The sequence below is a fragment of the Cryobacterium algoricola genome (assembly GCF_004402485.1).
GTDB classification, from domain to species: Bacteria; Actinomycetota; Actinomycetes; order Actinomycetales; family Microbacteriaceae; genus Cryobacterium; species Cryobacterium algoricola.
In genome coordinates, this window is the sequence record NZ_SOFG01000023.1 from 1 (window position 1) to 19,929 (window position 19,929).

Below are 19,929 nucleotides of genomic sequence, written 5' to 3' on the forward strand. Positions count from 1 at the left end.
AGCCCGGCTCGCCGGCCCGCGGGAACCGGGGCCGCGGGATCCCGGCCCGCGGGGTCCCGAGCCTGCGCCGGCTTCACCGCGCGCGCCGCCCGCGCCGTTGCCGGAGGGGCCGCCTCCTGCGATCGCACCGCTCACGACGGGAACGGGCCCCGCCGCGACCCGCGACGGCTGCACGTAGTTGAGGCCGTAGAAGTCGAGCGGCTGGTTGATCGTGCGCAGGTCCTCCGGCTCGGTCTCGAGCAGCAGCCGCAGCTCGGTCTCGTAGGGCTCCGGCGGCACCGGGTAGCTCCCGAGGAGGACGGCGTCGGCGAAGACGCGGTTGTGCAGCAGGTCGAAGAGCGCCGCGGCGACCTCGTCGGCCTCCCTGTCGCTCGCCGGCTGCACGGGCGAGTACGCATTGGCGATTCCGATGCCGCCGCGCACGTCGGCCGCGCGCAGTCCCTGCACGGCGAGGCCGTGGCCGAGGAGCTGGTGGTGCGCTGCCGGGAGCGCGGCGAAGAGACGGGCCTCGCCGGGGGCATCAGTGCCGAGGGCGTACCCGGCGAGCGTCACGGTCGCCGGCTCGTCGAGGGTGACCCAGGCGTCGACCCGGTCGCCGAACACGGCTCCGAGCTCGTAGGCGTAGTCGGCGAAGCGCGAGGCGGTATCGCGGTTCAGCCAGCCGCCGCGCAGGGCGAGCGGCAGGTCGCGGTGGTGCAGCGTCGCCATCGGGCGGATGCCGGCCGCGAGGAGCCCGTCGACGAGCCGGTCGTAGAACGCCAGTCCGGTGCGCGCGAGCGCCCCGCGTCCGTCCGGCTGCACCCGCGACCAGGCGAAGGAGAAGCGATACGCGTCGACGCCGAGCTCGCTCAGCAGGGTGAGGTCTTCGGGCAGCTTGTTGTAGTGGTCCGCGGAGACGGATGCGTTCGACCCGTCCACGATGCGGCCGGCAGTGGCCGTGAACGGGTCCCAGGTCGACTCGGCGCGGCCGCCGTCGCGGGCAGCGCCCTCGATCTGGAATGCCGAACTCGCCACCCCGATCGTGAAACCGCCGGGGAGCCGGTCGCCGAGTTCGTTGGCGCGGTGCGGCCAGGCCCGGCCGGCGACCGTGTTGGTGTTGATCGGCTTGCTGCTCATGGTACGAGGAGTCTCTCCCGCTTGTGATTCGTGGAGCGGCCGCTCGCCGCGGTCACCAGCCTGTCACGCGCGGGGCGAAATCCGGACCGGCAGGCGCCGATCCATGCCCGGCAGGCGGCGATCCGTGCCGGGACGGCACTGCGGCACGGGAGCAGGCCGGCGCCCCGGCGGCCGTTCGGCCTTCCGGTTAACGCCCGAGCACCCGGTCCAGGTATCGGTTGCCGAACCGCCGCTCGGGATCGAGCCGGTCGCGGACGGCGAGGAAGTCGTCGAAGTGCGGGTAGGCCTCACGAAGGGACTCCGCGTCTCTCGTGTGCATCTTGCCCCAGTGCGGGCGCCCGTCGTGGGCACGCATGATGGCCTCGACGGCGGCGAAATACTCGCCCGGATTCTCCCGATAGAAGCGGTGCACGGCGATGTACCCGGTCTCGCGGCCGTGAGCCGTCGACAGCCACACGTCGTCCGCTGCGGCGGACCGCACTTCGATCGGGAAGGAGATCCGCCAGCCCGAGCGCTGGATGAGTTCGCGCACCTCGCGCATGGCCGCCGGAACCGCAGCGATCGGGAGGGCGTATTCCATCTCGTGAAAGCGCACGGCGCGTCGGCTCACGAAGATGCGCGTTGAGGCATCCGTGTATTCCCGGCGGGCCATGAATCGTTCGGCGAACTGGTTGATCGTCGGAACGGTCTGAGGGACCACGGCCCCGACGGTGCAGAGTGCCCCGAAGGCGCCGTTGGCGAGCAGTTCGTCGTCGATCCAGCGGGAGACCGGGGCGAGCGGCGCGCGCCCCGAGGCCGGCTCCAGGCGGGTGTTCGTCTTGGTGAGGGCCTTCTCCGTGTGCGGGAACCAGTAGAACTCGAAGTGGTCGGCAGTGCGGCTGCGCTCGTCGAAGGTGTCGAGCACCTCGGCGAGCGGCTCGGCCTGTTCGACGGCGTGCAGGAGGAACGCCGGGACGCACTGGATCGTCACGTCGACGAGGATGCCGAGCGCGCCGAGACCGAGGCGGGCGGCGGGGAAGATCTCCGCGTTCTCCGTCTCGCTCACGTGCAGGAGGCCGCCGTCTCCGGTGACGAGGGTGAGGCCGACGATCTGGGTGGCGAGTCCGCCGAAGGCCGAGCCGGTGCCGTGGGTTCCCGTGGAGGTCGCGCCGGAGATCGTCTGCCGGTCGACGTCCCCCATGTTGGCGAGCGCGAGCCCGTAGGGTGCGAGCAGGCCGCGGATCCGGTGCAGGCGGGTACCGGCGGCGAGGGTGACGCGGCCGGTGTTCGTGTCGACGCCGACGAGTCCGGCGAGGTCGGCCAGGTCGAGGAGCACGCCGGGAGCGACGGCGATGCCGGAGAAGCTGTGGCCCGATCCGACGGCCTTGATCGACATCCCGGATTTCGCAGCGGCGATCACCGCGCGCTGCACGGCGGCGACGCTCGTAGGCCGCTCGATCCTGATCGGGCGCACGGATTCGCTGCGCGCCCAGTTCCGCCAGAGGGCACCGGTGTTCGTCACAGGAATGCCTTCCCCTCGCCGCGGTAGCTCGGCAGCAGGTCCACGACCCTGCCGTCATCCACCAGTGCGAATTCCGTCACGTGTTCGCTGAGCTCCCCCGATTTGGTGTGCCGCAGCCAGACCCGGTCGCCGACGCCGAGGGCAGCGGCACCCGGGCCCGCGAGCGGGGTCTGCACCTCGCCGGCGGCCTCGCGCGGCACGACCGCGAGTCCGGGCGGCCAGGCGAGAGCCGGCAACCGGTCGGTGCCCGGCGGCCCCGACGCGACCCAGCCGCCGCCGAGGAGCGTCGCGGTCGCCGGGGTCGCCTTCCGCACCACGGAGAGGGCGAAGGCCGCGGCGGGGGCCGGTGTAAATGCCGAATAGTTGTCGAAGAGGTGCCCGCCGAAGAAGCCGCTGCCGGCCGCGATATCGGTGACGGAGGCATCCGCGTGGGTGCTCTCGAGGGACCCGGTCCCTCCACCGTTGACGAACTCGATCGGCGCGACCTCGCGCACCGCCGCGACGACGGCGGCACGGCGCACGCCGAGTTCCGCGATCGAGTGGCGACGCACCCACCGGTTGACGATCCCGGTGCTGAGCGCACGGGGGCCGTGGCCGGCCGGCCGGTCGCCGAGCCCGGCGACCTGCGATTCGTAGGCCATCACGCCGACGAGCGTGAAGCCGGGGCGCGCGACGATGGCCGCCGCGAAGTCGTGCGCCTCCTGGACGGTGTGCACCGGCGAGCGCAGCACGCCGAGGTGTCCGAGCACCGGGTTGTTCCACCCGGCGTCGAGTTCGATGCACAGCCGGATCGCCGCGCGCCGGTGCGGCGGGATCACCGCGTCGATGAGGTCGAGCTGGGCGAGCGAGTCGACCATGAGGGTGACCCGGGAGGCCAGGACCGCCGAGCGGCCGAGGGCTCCGATCGCCTCCCGGTCCACGCTCGGGTAGCCGACGACGACGTCCTCGATGGAGTCCGCGAGCCAGAGTGCCTCGGCGAGGGTGTACGCGAGCACCCCCCGGTAGCCGGGCACCGCGAGGATGGCCTCGAGCACGCCGCGGACGCGGATCGACTTCGAGGCGACCCGGATCGGGGTTCCCCCGGCCCGTCGCAGCATGTCGTGGGTGTTGTGCCGGAGCGCACCGAGGTGCAGGGCCGCGACGGGCGCGTCGAGATGCCGGGTGGCCTCGGTCAGTGCGGGCCAGTAGCTCTCCGGCCGGAGCCACGGCCTGTCGGCCGAGGCAGTGCGCAGGTCAGGGAGCGTCATAGCGATCGAGCCTGTCTCACGGCGGGGCGGCGAATCCGCCTCGTGTCCGTCAGTATGCCCTACGCCGGGTCCGGCGGCGGATAACAATCGCGCAAGCAGATCGTCACACTGCGCGTTGCACGTTGACAATCGGGGAAATGACCCTTGAAATGGTGACAGGGGGACCTATGCATCGCTCAGACATCGCTTGCGACGGCCCGCCGAACGACCGTCATCGGCGACGGCCCCGGTGGATGCCTGTCGCGCTTCGTCCCGCCCGGTCGCCGGCCCGGCTGGTCGCGCCCGTGATCCTCGTCACCGCCGGGCTTCTGCTTCTGAGCCTCGGCGGCCTCCTGCCGGGAGGCCTCGCCCCCGGCGGTTCCCTGCTCGGCACGGATGCCGCGCGCGCCGCGACCTCTCCCGCCCCGCCGCCGAGCGGGCCGGCTGCCACCCCGCTGTCGCAGTCCCCCACGATCGACAGCCCCCCGGCCGGGTCCTTCGTCGGCCGCTCGACCACGACGGTCTCGGGCACCCGCGCGGCCGGCCAGGAGATCCAGCTCCTCAACCCGGGAGAGGGCGACCCGCTCTGCATCATCGCAGCCACCGCGTCGACGGACTGGTCCTGCACCGCGAACCTCCCGAGCGGGCAGCACGTCCGTCTAAGGGTCGTCGTGACGGGTGATTCGAGCCTCGCCGCCGAGGAGACGATCGACGTGCTCGGGGAGCCCGGAGTCACGGGCGGGCCGCTCGGCAACCCGGCGTCGAACGGGACCGTCCGCGGATCCGCGTACCCGGGCGCATCCGTCGTCGCCTCGGTCTCGACCGGCGAGAGCTGCCCGGCGACCGCCGACACGGGCGGGGCGTGGTCGTGCACCTTCACGAACCTTCCGAGCAGCGGCGGCCACACCGTGACGGCCACGCAGCAGACCGGGTTCAGCGCGCCCTCGTGGTCGAACGACAGCGCGCCGCTGGGAATCCGTTTCGACTTCGACCGGCCCGCCGCTCCCGTCGTCTCGTCGCCGACCCCCGGCACCCGGGTGCCCCAGGCGGGGTCGAGCTACACGGGGACGGGTGAGGACGGCGCCGCTGTCACCGTGTTCGCCGGCCCGTACTCGCTGTGCACCGTCGCGGTCGCCGCCGGAGCGTGGGCCTGCACCGCGACGGGCACGGTCGCCGCGGGCAGCTACCTCGTGATCGCCGCCCAACAGGATGCCGCCGGCAACCAGAGCCAGGGAAGCCCCGGTCTCGCCGTCGACTTCGGTCCCGCGCCGGACGGAACGCCGTCGGCCACCCCGCCGTCATCGCCGACTGGTCCGCCCGCGGCCGGGAGCGGGTCGCCGACCGCCACCGCACCCGGCACCCCGTCCGCGAGCGGCACCGCCACCCCGACCCCCACGGCGACCCCGGCACCGGTATTCCCGGCCCCCGCTCCACCGGCAGGCGGCGATGATTCGGCATCCGGCCACGAGCCCTCCCTCCCCGGCGGCTGGAACGACCCCACCCAGTTCACGAGCGCGGTCCTGCCCCCGGGTGCGAACGCCGACTTCTCCTGGTTCGAGGCCGTGCTCTTCGCCATCGGCGCCCTCGTGCTCCTCGTCATTCCCGCCCGGTTGCTGAGCGGAACGATCGTGCGCGCGCGGGACGGCCGCCCGCTCTGGAACACGGCCGCCCTTGCGGGCCGTAACCGAGCGAGCGAGGAATTCGAGAAGGCCCCCACCCTGATCGTGAACCGCTGGCTCCTCGCGGCCGCCTCTGTCGCTGCCGCCGCGACGCTCATCATGCTCTCCGGCACCGTGTCGAGCCAGCCGGCCTACCTGCGGCTGCTGCTCGCCGTCGTGCTCGCTCTCGTCGTCGTCAACGCGGTCGGAGCCCTCGTGCCACAGTGGTGGAGCTCGCGGGTGTGGGGCGTGCCGACATCCGTGACATTCCTGCCGCGCTACCTGCTGCTCGTCGCGGTGACCGCGCTCGGCTCGCGCGCGTTCGAGATCCACCCGGCCCTCCTCTTCGGGCTGCTGGGAAGCGTCGCCGTGTCGAACGGCCACAGCGCGATCCATCGCGGCCAGCTTGCGGCGCTGCGTGCCGGGAGCCTGCTCGTGCTCGCGATCCTCGGCTGGCTTGTGCTCGGGGTGCTGCCGACCGGTGGCGGTTTCGGCGACCTGCTCGCCGCGGAGGTCGCCAACAGCGTCGTACTGACCGCGATCGGATCGGCGCTGCTCGTGCTCATCCCGATCGGCAGCACGAGCGGGCGCAGCATCGTCGCCTGGTCGCCGCTCGTCTGGGTCGGCCTGACCCTCGCCGCTTTCACGGTCATGTTCGCCGTGCTGAGCCCCGTCGTCGGGCTGTGGCACGGCGAGGGCGGCGTGACCCTGATGTGGGTCGCCTCCGGACTCTTCGCGGCCCTCAGCGTGAGCGCCTGGGCCTGGCAGCGCTTCGTGGTCCCCGAGCCCACCCACTAGGCGCACGACCTGTCCCCCGCCTTGGTATCGTCAACCTGTGCGCCTCGGAGTCATAGACGTCGGTTCGAATACCGTCCACCTGCTTGTCGTCGACGCCCATGCCGGCGCCCAACCGGTGCCGATGGCCTCGGACAAGGCCGTCCTCCGGCTGATGCGGTATCTCACTCCGGAGGGGGCGATCACCGAGGAGGGCTGCGCAGCCGTCCTGTCCGCGGTGCAGCACGCGGCCGATGTGGCGAGCCACCACCAAGTCGACGACCTGCTCCCCTTCGCGACCTCCGCCCTCCGCGACGCCACGAACGGCCCTGAGCTCCTCGCGACGATCGAGCGGGAGACCGGCGTCGCCCTGCAGGTTCTTTCCGGCGAGGACGAGGCCCGACTCACCTTCCTCGCCGTGCGGCGCTGGTACGGCTGGTCGGCGCGCGACATCCTGTTGTTCGACATCGGCGGCGGCTCGCTCGAGATCGCCGCCGGCTCGAACGAGACGCCGGAGGTGGCCCTCTCGGTCCCGCTCGGCGCCGGGCGCACAACCGTGGGTTTCCTGCACCACGATCCCCCGCTCCCCGAGGAGGTTGCTGCCCTGCGCGCGCACGCGGCCGTCGTGCTCGTCGAGGCCGTCGCGTCCTTCGCCGGACAGCCGGCACCGCACCACGTCGTCGGCTCGTCCAAGACGATCAGGTCGCTCGCGAAGCTCGCCGGGCATACCTCGGACGGTTTCGGTTCGGGTGAGCGGATGCTGCTCAGCCGCGCCCAGCTCGCCGACTGGGTGCCCCGGCTGGCCCGCATTCCCGCGGACGCGCGCCCGGCCCTGCCCGGCATCACGGCCGACCGCACGTTCCAGATCGTGGCCGGCGGCATCGTTCTTCAGGCCGCGATGGCCGCCCTGAAGGTGGACGAACTCGAGGTCTCGCCGTGGGCCCTCCGCGAGGGAATCATCCTGCGCTACCTCGACCACCTCGGCTGACCCGCCGCACGGGTGTGATTGACTCGCCCCATGACTGAACAAGGGCGAGACCGGGTGGCAGCGGATGCCCGTGCCCGCGGGCTCGAGATCGACATCGTCCCCCGGCCGGCGGCCGACAGCCTCGAGAGCGCCGCACGACTCCTCGGAATCGACCCGTCCGGAATCGTGAAATCACTCGTCGTCAAGCGGCACGACGGCGACTACCTCTTCGCACTCGTACCGGGCGACCGGCAGATCAGCTGGGCGAAACTGCGTGCGCTCGTCGGCGTGAACAAACTCTCCCTGCCGCACGAGGACGTCGCCCTCGCCGCGACCGGTTACTCGCGCGGCACCATCACGCCGCTCGGCAGCACAACCGCCTGGCCGGTCTTCGCCGACGAACGTCTGCGTGGCGGCCGGGTCGCCATGGGCGCCGGCGAGCACGGTTACTCCGCGTTCGTCGACGCCGACGCCCTGATCGACGCGTACGGCGCAACCGTCGCCGACATCACAGACCCGCTCAAGCCGCGCGTCTGATCGCCTCGCTCGGTGCCGCCGGCGCACCGTCGAAGACGGAGAATGGGTCATGCGCATCTCAAACCTGACCCCGGAGGACTCCGAGGGCGTCTCCGCGCTCTGGGACCAGGCCGGACTCACCCGCCCCTGGAACCCGCCTGAGGCCGATCTGCTGCGCGCACTCGCCGGGGAGACCTCGACAGTCCTCGGCCTTTTCGATGGGGGGACCCTGGTCGGCACGGTGATGGTCGGCCATGACGGCCACCGCGGCTGGGTGTACTACCTCGCGGTCGCCGAAAGCCACCGCGGAACCGGGCTCGGGCGGCGGCTCATGCTCGCCGCCGAGGACTGGCTTCGCGAGCGGGGCGTCGTGAAGCTGCAACTCATGATCCGATCGGCCAACGCGGGGGTGCTGGACTTCTACGATCGCCTCGGCTACGAGGATGCCGACGTCCAGGTCCGCGCGAAATGGCTCCGCTGAGGCGATAGCCTGTCTTTGATACCCCTGTAGGTATACCGGAACCGTCGACCCAGGGAAGGACCCCATGTCCGACAACCCGTCAGCCGCCGAGACCTCCCTGGCGGGGCATCCCGGGCACGGTCCGTTGCAGCGCAAGGTTGTCGGGGTGCTCGTCGCGGGGCAGATTCTCGGTGGAATCGGCATGGGGGCGACCCTCTCCCTCGGCGCCCTGCTCGCGGCTCAGCTGTCCGGGTCGCCCTCGTGGTCGGGCATGGCCGCGACGATGAGCACTCTCGGTGCGGCACTCGTGGCCGTGCCCCTCGCGAGGCTCGCCCGAGCCAGGGGGCGACGGCTCTCCCTCGCGACCGGTTCACTGGTCGCCGGCGTCGGCGCCGTGCTCGCGATCACCGCGGTCTCCCTCAACGTCTTCGCACTCCTGCTCCTGGCCTTGATGCTGCTCGGCGCCGGATCGGCCGCCAATCTGCAGGCCCGGTTCGCCGCCACCGACCTGGCAAGCCGCGCCTTCCGGGCCCGTGACCTCTCCATCGTGGTCTGGTCGACGACGATCGGCGCGGTCCTCGGACCGAACCTGTTCGGACCCGGCGAGGTCGTCGGCGCTTATCTGGGCCTGCCGCCGATGACCGGGGCCTTCGCGTTCTCCCTGGTCGCCACGGTCGGCGCCGCCATCGTGTACACGATCGGGCTACGACCCGACCCGCTCCTGACCGCCCTCGCCGCACGGGGAACGGACGCGGCAGCGCCCCGGCCTCGCGGCGGCCTGGTCATCCTGCGCTCCACAGCCTCCGCCCGTTACGCCGTCGCCGTGATCGCACTGAGCCACGCCACGATGGTCGCCCTGATGTCGATGGCTCCCGTGCACCTGCGCGAGCACGGCGCCACTCTATCCGTCGTCGGCCTCACGATCAGCCTCCACGTCGCCGGGATGTACGCCCTCTCCCCCGTGTTCGGCTGGCTTGCCGACCGGGTGGGACGGCTGCCCGTCATCCTCGTCGGCCAGGGCCTCCTGTTGTCGTCGCTCACACTCTTCTGGCTCGCCGGAGACTCGAGCAGCGCCATGACGACCGGCCTGATCCTGCTCGGCCTCGGTTGGTCGGCATCCGTCGTCGCGGGCTCGGCCCTCATCGGTGAGGCGGTCGGCCTGAACGACCGGGCGGCCCTGCAGGGCTTCTCGGACCTGTCGATGAACGCGGCCGGCGCCCTCGGCGGAGCCCTGGCGGGGCTAGTGCTCGGTGCCGTCGGTTACTCCGGGCTCGGCCTGTCCACCATGGTCCTGGTGGGAGTTGTCGTCGTCTGGTCCGTCTCTCGGGCGGCCAGATCCATCCGACGCGGAAGACCGGCACAGCCTGGTGAATCGGTCGGCTAGGGTCGAATCATCGTTCGGTGCACCGCTGGCGAGTGAAAGTCAGGTTGTCCGATGAGTGTCGTCTCTGTGTCCGAACCCATGCCCGTCCCCGTGAAGCTTGCGGATCCGGGAGCGCTCGGGCTGGGCGCCTTCGCACTCACCACCTTCGTGCTGAGCCTCGCTAACACCGGCTGGGTGCCGGCGGCCGGTGCCTCCGTGCTGGCCGTTGCGCTCTTCTACGGCGGATTGGCGCAGTTCGCGGCCGGAATGTGGGAGTTCGCCAGAGGTAATACCTTCGCTGCGACGGCATTCACCTCGTTTGGGGCCTTTTGGCTGTCGTTCTGGTGGCTCGAGACCAACCCGGCCGTCGCCCAGCAGGCGGGACCGAGCGGAGTGGGTACCTATCTGCTGGCCTGGGCCATCTTCACCGCGTACATGACGATTGCAGCGGTGAAGACCAATCGGGTCACACTCGCCGTGTTCGCGTTGCTCACCATCACTTTCCTCGCCCTGGCGATCGGCGCCTTCACGGGACTCGGCGGCATCAGCCAGGCGGGCGGATGGCTCGGCCTCGCGACGGCACTAGCCGCCTGGTACGGTTCGGCGGCCACCGTCGTGAACGCGACCTGGGGACGCGCCGTGTTCCCGGTGGGTGCTTTCCGCTCTTAAAAACCGGAGGGTTCCCCCACCGTGACCGCGGGCAGCTCGGCGGTCACCCTCGCGTCGGATCGCAGAGACGAATACCCGTCCGCCCAGCTTCCGAGCAGATGCGCCGACTGACGGTCATCGAGGGACAGGAACACGCTCGCTCCGAACATGATGTCGCCGACCGCCTCCGGGTCGTCTTCGGCGAGAGAACCAGCCAGATCCCGGCAGGCCGACTGCTCACGTGCAAAGCCGGATTCGACGTGTACATCGAAGTACCGGGCCACGCTGTCGTCAAAACCGAGTCGCTGGAATCCATCGGAGTACAAGCGGCTGGGAATCGTCGAGGTCATCTCGAACGCGGCCAGGTGCCCGACGAGCGCGCCGCGGAGGCGCCGGTTGAGCCCGAACATCGAGATCGCGTTGAGGGAAGCGAGCGTGATGGCCGGGACGGTGTCGATGGATGCGTCGTAGTCTCCCTCGAGCCCCGCCGACAGCAGGGCGGTCTCGAACAGAACCGAATGCATCCGCTCGACCCGCTCGTCACCGTATTCATCGGCGAGGATTTCGATGAGTGCAGACTTGGACCGGCCGGACAGACGCGGGATCCCCCAGGCGTACGGATCCGCCTCCCGGAGCGCGTAGACCGAGCGATGCACGAGGAACTCGATAGCTTGCTGCCGGGAGGCCGCGCGCGCCACGAACAGTGCCAGGCCGGGGTTGTGCTCGTGCCCGGTCAGGGTGAACAGTGCACGGGCGACGTCGTCACGGGTCGCCGCGGGGAGTGGCGGCCGCGGCGCCGAGCCCCGCAGGGCAGCCTCAAAACCGCGCTCGAGGACGACGCGTGCGGCCAGGATGTCGGGGTGCCATTCCCACTCCTCGTCGCCCGGAACAACACCGTCGTAGTGCAGGCGGTAGAGCAGGAACAGAGTCAGCTGCAGGTCGTCGTCGACCAGGATGTCCGGGGCGCGTCCGAGGGCGCCTGCGGCCAGCGCCTCGAACCCGTCGAGGACGGTCCCTCCGCGTTCGGTGCGCCCGGAGAGTGCGGCGAGGAGCCGTTCGCTGACCGGGCCACGAGCCGACAGGGTCGCGGGAGCAAAGGTGGAGTGGAGCATGATGCCTCGTTCCAGTACTGCGATCGAGTCGCGAAGGCGTGCCGACGCGACGATTCGAACGACCTCCACCGAAGAGAGGGGGCAGGCGTGGACTGTCCACCGGTTCAAGATTGGAAACAGTCACTAGTAAGACGTGCCTCGATGGCGAATCGTCACGATCGCAGTGGATGTTGGTATTGAATGCCATACTCCGGCGACGGCTGGAGATGTCCGGAAAGCCGCAACAATGTCTTAGGTTGAGATCATGAAGCCGTTCGATCGCGATCCCAGCTCTGATCGGGACAAAATCGAAGACCTGCTGCGTCAGGAGGCAGACGTCCCCGTCGAGACAAGCCACACGCGGTGGACTCGTCGCCTGGGCGCCGCCGCTGCCGTCATCGTTGTCCTGGCCGTGATCGGTGTCGTGTGCGTGGGTCTCCCGATCGTCTTGACCACGGGTGGAACGGCCGTCACGCGAGCATTCGTCCCCGATTCCACGTCCTCGCTGTCCAGGCTCAGCGAGGCACTCGGTACGATTCCCGGTATCGCCTCCGTGGGCGAGGCCCACTCGAGCGCGGGCGACCTATCCTTTCGAAACAACGGCTTCCTGACCGTCACCGCCGTACCGGGACTCACGGACACGGCAGTGGACGACCTGGCCGCGCACGTTTCCCAGGCCCTCGCCGGCGTCCAGCTCAGTTCCGACTCGCGGCTGATGGTCCGGCTCGACGTCGATCGGCTGAACGTCGGTATCTCCCAGGAGGGTGCACTGAATGAGCCCCGGCTGAGGCTCGCCCGACTGGTGCTGGCCCTCGACGGCGTCTCCCGCGTCACAGTCTCGTGGCGGGACCAGGACGATGACCTCATCTACGACACGAGCAACGCCAACCTTGATGTCACTGTCATCTCCTCCGGTCTGCCGGCCGTGGAACTGGCCGCACGCTCGGCGCGGGTCGCGCGCACGGTCCTGGCGGATGCGTCGGTGACGACCACCCTCCCCGGTCCCACGATCCGGCGCGAGGCATACTCACCCGACCGGACCCCGGACGACGGGACGAACGGGTCCCGGACCGTCCTGCTCGAGTCCGACGGTGGTTCCCTCACCCGGGCACTCGCCCTGGCCACCGCCCTCGACAGTCGCAACGACATCGTCGGATATTCCGTGTCCGGCACATACGCTCAGATCGTCTTCCGTGCCGGCACCGATCCCGCTCTCGCCGTGGCTCAACTCGACCTCTCGCACTGGGCCCGCGTCCGCACCTTCGTCGAGGGCGCCTCCGGCGAATGGTCGCTTCACGACTTTCCGTGAACCGGTGACCACAGCAGGGGGCGGTACACCCGACCCGGAGCGTCGACGAGATCGCTCGACCGGAGCCGGCGCGGGACTAGTATGCCCTCGACGGATCGGCTCGGTCGCGGGCGGTCTCTCCTCGAGCACCCGGCTCATGGTCATCACGACGACAAGCGCGTCTGCGCTGGCGGCCGGTTCTGCCGTCGCCGCTGTTCCCGAGGCGGATCGATCCCGCGCGCTGTTCCTGCTCACCCTCATCGCCGGAATTCTGATGATCGCCGCCGGTGTCGCCCGACTCGGCCGATACACCCGCTTCGTGCCGCACTCGGTCATGGTCGGGTTCCTGTCCGGTATCGGTGCGAATATCATTTTCGGGCAGATTCCCGACCTCTTCGGCGCGCAGGCGACGGGGCAGTTCGCACTGGCTAAGACGTGAGACGTCATCATCCACCCCGGCCTCGTCGATCTCCCGACGACGGTCGCCGGACTGGCCGCGCTGCTTCTGCTTGTGGTCCTGGGCCGCACCCGACTCGGGTCGGTGTCCGCGCTGATCGCGCTTGTGCTCCCGAGCATCGCCATCTTCGTCTGGGGTTCCGGGTCCATTCCCCTGGTGAGCGACGTCGGTGCGATTCCGCCAGGTCTCCCCCTTCCGAGCCTGCCGCGCCTCGGCGACTTCACGTTCGGCCTGGCCACAGGTGCGTTCTCCGTCGCCGCTCTCGTCCTCATCCAGGGCGCAGGGGTGAGCGAAGCGGCGCCGAATCCGGACGGAACCCCGTCGAATCCGAACAGGGACTTCATCGCCGAGGGCGTCGGCAACCTCGCGTCCGGCCTGTTCAGGGGGCAGCCCGTCGGCGGGTCGGTCGGCCAGACCGCCCTCAATGTCGCGTCCGGTGCGCGGGGCCGGTGGGCCGCCATCTTCTCTGGTCTGTGGATGGCCCTGATCATCGTGGCATTTCGGGGCTCGTCGGGAGCGTGGTCATGTCGACCCTTGCCGCCGTGCTGATCTACGCCGCGGTCGGTTCCTTTCGAACCGGATCGCTCAGAGCGATTCTGCGCACGGGCCGCATCTCCCAGATCGCCGTGATCACGACATTCATCGCGACCCTGTTGCTCCCGGTCGCCGCCGCGGTGGGTATCGGCATCGCCCTCGCACTGCTCATGCAGTTGAATCAGGAGGCGCTCGACTTGCGGGTGGTCGAATGGGTACCCGACTCGAGCGGGCGATTCTTCGAGCGTCCGGCTCCGAAGGTGCTCGCCTCCCGGCGCGCCGTCGTTCTCGACATCTACGGCAGCCTCTACTACGCGGGAGCGCGCACGCTCCAGGCGCGGCTCCCCGATCCGGCGCCGCGCGGCACCCGGCCGTGGTGATCCGGCTCCGCGGGCGTGCCACGCTCGGATCGACGTCCTTCGCCGTGCTCTCCGACTCCTCGGCCCGGCTCGCCGCCGTCGGTGGCCGCCTGTTCCTCAGCGGCATCGACCCCGGTGTTCTCCGCCAGCTGCGCAGCAACCGCACGGTGGAGGAATCCGGGCATGTCGAGATCTTCGAAGCGACCGAGCGGGTCGGCGAGTCGAGCCTCACCGCCTACCGCGCCGCGGAGGCCTGGCTGGCGGGGCTCGATGACGAGGCGCCCGCCGCTGACGACGCCGGATCCTGAGCGCCGGTCACGCGCGCGGCCGCACCGGCAGCGCTCATGCCCGAGCCGTCCCGCGGCCGGGGAGGGCGACAGGGAGCCAGACGCGCATCGTGGACGGGCCACGGTTCGCCCAGGCACAGTAGGGAATGAGTTCCACGTCGTAGCCCACATTCCCGGTGCCTGCCCACGCGCCGTCGGAATAGGGCCAGTCGGGTTTCGGGATCCCCGTGGACACCAGGTGCGCACGCACCCCCCTCGCCGTTTCGGTGAGGTCGGCACCGTCGTCGAGGAGGATTCCGGCCAGCGCCCGCCCATCCGGCAGGTCGGTGGATTCGAGGCACATCACGAGTGGGCCGCGCTCGACGGCCACCGTTCCACGAACAGCGTCGATCGACGGATGCGGCCGCGTGAGTCTCGGAGTCATCGGCAGGTGGAGTGTCATTTCGTCCCCGGCGCGGAAGACGCGCGAGACCGTGATCGTCGCCCCGGAACCCGGGACGGGTATCCCGTTGACGTGCACGACCGCGCGGCCGACGGCCCACGCGGGAATGCGGAAGGAGACGGAGGCCGCGGCATCCGGTGCCTCACGGATGAGCACGGAGACGGCGCCGTCGAACGGGTATCCCGTTCGCACGCCGAGGGAGATCGATCCCGTTTCGATCCGGGTCGACACGTCATAGTCGCCGTACTGGTGCAGTTGCACTCCGGTGCCCGTCTTGGTCGCGAAGTACAGGTTCACACTGGCCAGGGTGCGGGCGATGTTGGTCGGGCAGCAGGACACCTCGAACCAGGGCGCGCGCAGGCTCGATTGGGCGCGCACGCTGATCTCGTCTTCCTCCGGCACGGTACCGTCCACGCGCTGGTGCAGTGTGTTGGTGTAGTAGAAGGCCCGGCCGTCCTCGCGAGGCGAAGCCAGGATGTTGTTGAGCAGTGTGCGCTCGATCAGGTCTGCGTACTGCGCATCCCCGGTCTGCAACAGGAGACGCCAGCTCAACATCACCGAAGCGATGCCGGCGCACGTTTCGGCGTACGCCCGGTCCGGAGGTAACTCATAGTCCTCGCCGAAGGCCTCGTCCAGGTGATGCGAACCGACGCCGCCCGTGATGTAGGTTCGCCGGGCGACGGTGTTCTCCCACTGGGTGGCGACCGCCCCGGCGAGCGCCACGTCGCCGGTCTCGACGGCGACGTCGAGGGCCCCGGAGGCAAGGTAGAGCGCCCGCACGGCATGACCGCGGAGCACAGTGGCGTCCCGCACCGGCAGGTCGTCGAGGAAGTACTCCGCGCCGAACCGATCGGCCTTCAGTAGTCCGCGCCCGCGCCGCTCGACGAAGATACCCGCGAGCTCGAGGTAGCGTGCGTCGCCGGTGGCGCGGGAGAATTCGACGAGAGCGACCTCGATCTCCGGGTGGCCGCACACCGCGTCGCGGCCGTCTGGACCGAACTCGGTGTAGACGTGGTCGGCCAGCCGCCTGGCGACCTGAACGAGCTCATCGTCGCAACCGGACCGCAGCCGCGCCACAGCGGCCTGGATGAGGTGACCGAAGCAGTAGAGCTCGTGACCCCATTCGAGGTTCGAATAGCGCCGTGGTTGACCGGCGCGCCCGAAGCTGGTGTGCAGGTAACCGTCGGGCTCCTGCGCGGCCTCGACGCGGGCGACGAGGGTCCGATACCTGGATTCGAGGGCATCGTCCGGCTTCCGTCCGAGTTCCCAGGCCAGCGCCTCGAGCAGCTTGTACACTTCGGAATCCACGAACTCGATTCCGGAATGGTCGGTCCCCAGCGTGCCGAGGGCGGCACGATCGAAGTTCCCGATCCAGCCGATCCGCTCCATCCACCGCTCGCAGTGACCGAGGATGACCTCGGAATTGAGTTCCTGCTTCTCCCGCCAGAACCCCCCGGTGAGCGACACCTCGTCTGGTCCGAGTGCCTGGAGAGCGCCCGTTGACGGCTGGACGGGACCGCCGCGGAGTGTCGGTGGTGCGATGCGAGACGGCATGTTTCTCTCTTTCGGTCAGCTGTCGGACGCTCGGATGAGCGCTTCCTGCGCGAGCAGGAGGTAGGAACTCGCGGTCCAGGTGTACGCCCGGTCGCGGAGGCCCTCACCGGTCTGTGCGTCGAAATTCTCCGCGAAGCCCGATTTTTCACACAGGCGGCGGAAGCGCGCGCTGACGGTGTCGGCCAGGGTCACGAAACCGGCACGCCGGAGCCCGTCCTCGACGATGACCGTGGACGGCGCCCAGATCGGACCTCGCCAGTACCCGTCGGGCTCATAGTTCGGCGACGAGGGAAGCTCGGTCGCGGGGCCCCACAGGGTGAGGTGACCGGCGATGGAGGCCGCCACACGTTCCCGCACCTCGACGGGCAGGAATTCGGCCGCGACGAGTGCCAGGAGGTTGAGCAGGCTCGTCGTGGAGCTCGTCCGGCCGCTCAGCGGAGCACGGGCGATGAAGGTGTCGCCGTCCCACAACTCGGCGAGCAGGGCCGCTGCCATCGCATCGCGTTCGGCACGCCGGGTCGCCCCGGCGTCCAGGCCCAGTTCGTCGGCGAGTCTCGCGAGCGTGTCGAGCTGCAGTACCAGAAAGGCGGCGAGGTCCGGCGCCTCGATGACCCTGTCGCTGTCGAAGGTCGAAGAATTGTCCCAGCCACTGTCGTTGCCGTGCTGATAGTGCGCAAGCTCGTGTCCGGCAATGCGGCGCGAATCCAGCCAGAAGTCCGTCCATGCCGAGAGTTCGTCGTAGACGTTCGTGAGGTCTTCCGGTGACAGAACTCCGGGCATCCGCTGACGCAGCTTGTCGAACGCCCAACCGTGGATGGGAGGCTTCACGAAGTTGTAGAGGATCTCGGAGTGGGTGACCGAATCGGGCAGTGCCCCGGACGCGTCCTGGTGGTCGAAGATGAGCCGGAACTGCGCCAGTGCCGCGGCCGGGTCGCCCGGAGCAAGCGCCAGTGCGTTGAAACAGTGGTCCCAGCTCCACACCTTGTCCATCCAATGCATCGACATCAGAATCGATTCCTGCCGGAGGAAACCGAGCGGTCGAACCGTCGCCGACCACATCACGTAGGCGGCAAGGGCTGCCGCGGGCGTCCGCGCGTCCCTCCAGCCGGCGAGCCGGTCGAGGTAGGCGGAGAAGTCCCGGGCGGTGGCGCGTTCGACGTCGGTGAAGCCGAGCAGGGGGAGGTAGCTCGGTCGTGCCGATTCGAATTCCTCGATCGCAACCTCCCAGCCGTCGTCCCCTGATGCGACCGCATCCCGGACGTGGACGCCGAGGGCCTCGGCGCCCACCAGGTCCAGGTCGCCCTTCAGGCTCGTGACACGGTATCGACGCCCGGTTTCGTACGACGTGAAGACGGCGGCACCGTCGATCGGATCGCGAAAGAGATACGTGCCCGTGAACGGCGTCAGGCCGGTCGATGCGTCCCCGATTCTGAGGCTGATTCCCCGTCCACGGATGCGCAGGCAGGTAACTCCGTCGAAGGCCGCGTCGATCTCGCCGTCCGACGCGGTCCAGGTCAGGAGGGAGGGTGACGCCGTGATGGTCGACTCGGTTCGCGTTCCGTCGGTCTCCGGAATGAGGACGAAGACCGCGTGCATTCCGGTCTGGTGCGAGACCAGGTGCACGTCCTCCGCGGTGGTGTGCAGGGCCACGACCGGCGAGAGGTCGAACCAGGCGCCTTTCGTGCTGAACGGGATGTCGCGGACATCGAAGGTGAGCGCCTGCGCTGTCTGGGGCTGGACGGTGGTGGTCATGCTGAGCCTTTCGGTAGGTACCCGGCGTCGGGCCGATACGGGCGCGGCGGCACGCCCGGGCGCTCGCGTCGCCGTCGAGGCGAGCGAGGGGCCCGGAGCGTGCCGGTTGATCAGTCCTTGACGGCGCCGGCGGTCACTCCGGCGGCCACGTACCGCTGGGCGACGATGAGCAGGATTGCCGCCGGAATCGACGCGACCACGGCGGTCGCCATGATGGCGTTCCACTGCGAGGTGTTGTTGCCGATGTACTTGTAGATCCCCAGTGTGATCGGCAGGAACTGGCCGCTCCGCGAGAGTGTCGATGCGAAGATGAAGTCGGACCAGGCCCAAAGGAACGCGAACAGAGAGACCGTGATCGCCGAGTTGCGGCTGACGGGCAGGATGATCGAGCGGAACGTGCGCCACGGCCCGGCCCCGTCGACGGTGGCCGCCTGGATCAGTTCGTTGGGGATTCCGGACATGAACGCGGTGAACAACAGCACCCCGAAGGGAACGGCGATCGTCGAGTCCGCGAGGATCAGGCCCCCCACGGTGTTGAGGAGCCCGCTGTTCAGGTAGATCGCGTAGAAGCCCATCGCCATGACGACCCCGGGGATCATCTGCGCGACCAGCAGGATGAAGGTGAGCGGGGCCGCGCCGCGCAGGCGAAGCTTGGCGAGGGCGTACCCTGCGGGCGCCGAGATGACGAGTGTGACCAGCACCGTGCCGAGCCCGATCAGGAGGCTCGTACCCAGATACGGCAGCTGCTGCGAGAGCACCGCCGTATACCCGTCGAGTGTGGGTGCGAACGGGAAGAGGTTCGGCGGGGAGTCGCGCAGGTCGCTGGTCTTCGTGAAGGACACGTTGATCATCCAGTACACGGGGAAGAGCATCACGGCGGTGAGAACGAGTCCGATTCCGGTCTTCCACCAGGAGCGTCGATGAGACATTATTTCTCCGTCCTGTTCTGGATGCGCAGATAGATGAATCCGAAGATCAAGGCGATCAGGATCAGGACGTTGCCGACGGCGGCCGCCGGGCTGAAGTCGGGGTTGCCCGTTCCGAACGCCTCCCGGTAGGACCAGGTCGCCAGTGTCGTCGACGAGTCGCCTGGACCGCCCGCGGTCATGATCCAGATGATGTCGACGACTTTCAGCGTGTAGATCAATCCGAGCAGGATCGTGATGAGGGACACGGGGCGGAGCAACGGGAATGTGATCCGCCAGAATTTCTGCCAGGCGTTCGCGCCATCCAGGGAGGCCGCCTCATAGAGATCCTCAGGGATGTTCTGCAGGCCCGAGTACAGGACGACGAGGTTGAACGGAATGCCGAGCCAGATGTTGGCGATGATCACCGAGGCCAGCACCAGGTCGGGCGAGGTCAGCCAGTTCACGGGCGCCACCCCGATCACGGCGAGGGCCGAGTTGATGACACCGTTGTCCGAGTTCATCATGGACGACCAGGTCGATGCGGACACGATCAACGGGAGCAGCCAGGGAACCAGGAACAGTCCGCGGAGGACGCCGTTGAGCCGGAAGTTGTTGCGGAAGAAGACCGCGAGAATGAGGCCGATTCCGAACTGGAACGCGATTGAGACGATCGTGAACAGTGCGGTGTTGGCCAGCGCCTTGGGGAACGTCTTCGATCCGAAGACGGCCACATAGTTCTCGATGCCGACGAATGCGGCGTTGCCCTGAACGAACGCACGGGGTGTGTAGTCGTGGAGGCTCAGTTCGATGTTCCGATAGAGCGGAAAGGCATAGAAGATGACGAGGTAGGCGATGAGCGGTGCCACGAAGGCCAGGGCAACCCACTGGTTGGTGCCGAAGGACGTTCGCCTCGATCGTTGTTTCGGTGGGAGCGGAGCGGGGGTGCCGACCGCCCCGCCCGCGTCGGGGCGTGCGGCCCCGACGCGGACAGGCAGTGTGGTCATAGTGGGATGCCCTTCGTGTTGTGT

At 69.3% G+C, this 19,929-nt stretch carries 17 protein-coding genes and 1 pseudogene; 10 read left to right on the forward strand and 8 right to left on the reverse strand.

Annotated elements, in window-relative coordinates; all coding sequences use genetic code 11:
- The 3 genes from E3O44_RS16025 to E3O44_RS16035 all read right to left on the reverse strand — a co-directional run.
- Positions 1–1,116 (reverse strand): glycoside hydrolase family 1 protein (locus E3O44_RS16025; RefSeq protein ID WP_134535781.1); only part of this gene is annotated, 1,116 nt, incomplete at its 3' end.
- A gap of 187 nt (positions 1,117–1,303) precedes the next feature.
- Positions 1,304–2,617 (reverse strand): D-arabinono-1,4-lactone oxidase, encoded by a 1,314-nt coding sequence (locus E3O44_RS16030; protein WP_134535782.1) that lies wholly within the window; start codon positions 2,615–2,617, stop codon positions 1,304–1,306.
- Positions 2,614–3,864 carry an alanine racemase gene (locus E3O44_RS16035; RefSeq protein WP_134535783.1) on the reverse strand — a complete coding sequence of 417 codons (1,251 nt, stop codon included), beginning with the start codon at positions 3,862–3,864 and terminating at the stop codon, positions 2,614–2,616. Before E3O44_RS16035 ends, E3O44_RS16030 begins: the two co-directional genes overlap by 4 nt.
- A 233-nt stretch (positions 3,865–4,097) precedes the next feature.
- Here E3O44_RS16035 and E3O44_RS16040 point away from each other — a divergent pair, with 233 nt between their 5' ends.
- The 6 genes from E3O44_RS16040 to E3O44_RS16065 all read left to right on the forward strand — a co-directional run bounded on the left by E3O44_RS16040 (position 4,098) and on the right by E3O44_RS16065 (position 10,250).
- Positions 4,098–6,299 carry an Ig-like domain-containing protein gene (locus tag E3O44_RS16040; protein WP_134535784.1) on the forward strand — a complete coding sequence of 734 codons (2,202 nt, stop codon included), beginning with the start codon at positions 4,098–4,100 and terminating at the stop codon, positions 6,297–6,299.
- A 37-nt stretch (positions 6,300–6,336) separates the two neighbouring features.
- On the forward strand, positions 6,337–7,263 hold the full coding sequence (locus tag E3O44_RS16045) for a Ppx/GppA phosphatase family protein (RefSeq protein ID WP_134535785.1): 927 nt from the start codon (positions 6,337–6,339) through the stop codon (positions 7,261–7,263).
- Between the two features lie 30 nt (positions 7,264–7,293).
- Positions 7,294–7,779 (forward strand): aminoacyl-tRNA deacylase, encoded by a 486-nt coding sequence (locus E3O44_RS16050; RefSeq protein ID WP_134535786.1) that lies wholly within the window; start codon positions 7,294–7,296, stop codon positions 7,777–7,779.
- A 49-nt stretch (positions 7,780–7,828) separates the two neighbouring features.
- Positions 7,829–8,239 (forward strand): GNAT family acetyltransferase, encoded by a 411-nt coding sequence (locus E3O44_RS16055; protein ID WP_241976385.1) that lies wholly within the window; start codon positions 7,829–7,831, stop codon positions 8,237–8,239.
- A 64-nt stretch (positions 8,240–8,303) separates the two neighbouring features.
- Positions 8,304–9,602 (forward strand): MFS transporter, encoded by a 1,299-nt coding sequence (locus E3O44_RS16060; RefSeq protein WP_134535787.1) that lies wholly within the window; start codon positions 8,304–8,306, stop codon positions 9,600–9,602.
- A 51-nt stretch (positions 9,603–9,653) separates the two neighbouring features.
- Complete coding sequence (locus E3O44_RS16065) at positions 9,654–10,250, forward strand: acetate uptake transporter (RefSeq protein ID WP_134535788.1); 597 nt, start codon at positions 9,654–9,656, stop codon at positions 10,248–10,250.
- On the opposite strand, the gene E3O44_RS16070 is transcribed toward E3O44_RS16065, so the two are convergent.
- The gene (locus E3O44_RS16070) at positions 10,247–11,341 is read right to left on the reverse strand and encodes an iron-containing redox enzyme family protein (RefSeq protein WP_134535789.1); all 1,095 of its coding nucleotides are present in this window, start codon (positions 11,339–11,341) and stop codon (positions 10,247–10,249) included. The two genes, E3O44_RS16065 and E3O44_RS16070, sit on opposite strands and share 4 nt — an antisense overlap.
- Before the next feature lie 244 nt (positions 11,342–11,585).
- On the opposite strand from E3O44_RS16070, the gene E3O44_RS16075 reads away from it, so the two are divergent.
- From E3O44_RS16075 to E3O44_RS16095, 4 genes and pseudogenes are all read left to right on the forward strand, one after another.
- Positions 11,586–12,629, forward strand: coding sequence for a hypothetical protein (locus E3O44_RS16075; RefSeq protein WP_134535790.1), 1,044 nt, complete (start codon positions 11,586–11,588; stop codon positions 12,627–12,629).
- Between the two features lie 4 nt (positions 12,630–12,633).
- Positions 12,634–13,614: pseudogene (locus E3O44_RS16085) on the forward strand (SulP family inorganic anion transporter).
- The gene (locus E3O44_RS16090; RefSeq protein WP_134535793.1) at positions 13,590–13,979 is read left to right on the forward strand and encodes a SulP family inorganic anion transporter; all 390 of its coding nucleotides are present in this window, start codon (positions 13,590–13,592) and stop codon (positions 13,977–13,979) included. The pseudogene E3O44_RS16085 and the gene E3O44_RS16090 overlap by 25 nt, the downstream one beginning before the upstream one ends.
- Positions 13,976–14,266, forward strand: a complete 291-nt coding sequence (locus E3O44_RS16095; protein WP_166792690.1) for a hypothetical protein — start codon at positions 13,976–13,978, stop codon at positions 14,264–14,266. Before E3O44_RS16090 ends, E3O44_RS16095 begins: the two co-directional genes overlap by 4 nt.
- A 34-nt stretch (positions 14,267–14,300) precedes the next feature.
- Here E3O44_RS16095 and E3O44_RS16100 read toward each other — a convergent pair whose 3' ends face one another.
- From E3O44_RS16100 to E3O44_RS16115, 4 genes are all read right to left on the reverse strand, one after another.
- On the reverse strand, positions 14,301–16,241 hold the full coding sequence (locus E3O44_RS16100; RefSeq protein WP_134535795.1) for a glycoside hydrolase family 127 protein: 1,941 nt from the start codon (positions 16,239–16,241) through the stop codon (positions 14,301–14,303).
- 15 nt (positions 16,242–16,256) lie between these two features.
- Positions 16,257–17,993, reverse strand: a complete 1,737-nt coding sequence (locus E3O44_RS16105) for an amylo-alpha-1,6-glucosidase (RefSeq protein WP_134535796.1) — start codon at positions 17,991–17,993, stop codon at positions 16,257–16,259.
- 110 nt (positions 17,994–18,103) lie between these two features.
- On the reverse strand, positions 18,104–18,922 hold the full coding sequence (locus tag E3O44_RS16110) for a carbohydrate ABC transporter permease (RefSeq protein ID WP_134535797.1): 819 nt from the start codon (positions 18,920–18,922) through the stop codon (positions 18,104–18,106).
- Positions 18,922–19,905 carry a carbohydrate ABC transporter permease gene (locus tag E3O44_RS16115; RefSeq protein WP_134535798.1) on the reverse strand — a complete coding sequence of 328 codons (984 nt, stop codon included), beginning with the start codon at positions 19,903–19,905 and terminating at the stop codon, positions 18,922–18,924. The genes E3O44_RS16110 and E3O44_RS16115 overlap by 1 nt, the downstream gene beginning before the upstream one ends.
- Positions 19,906–19,929: the final 24 nt, after the last annotated feature.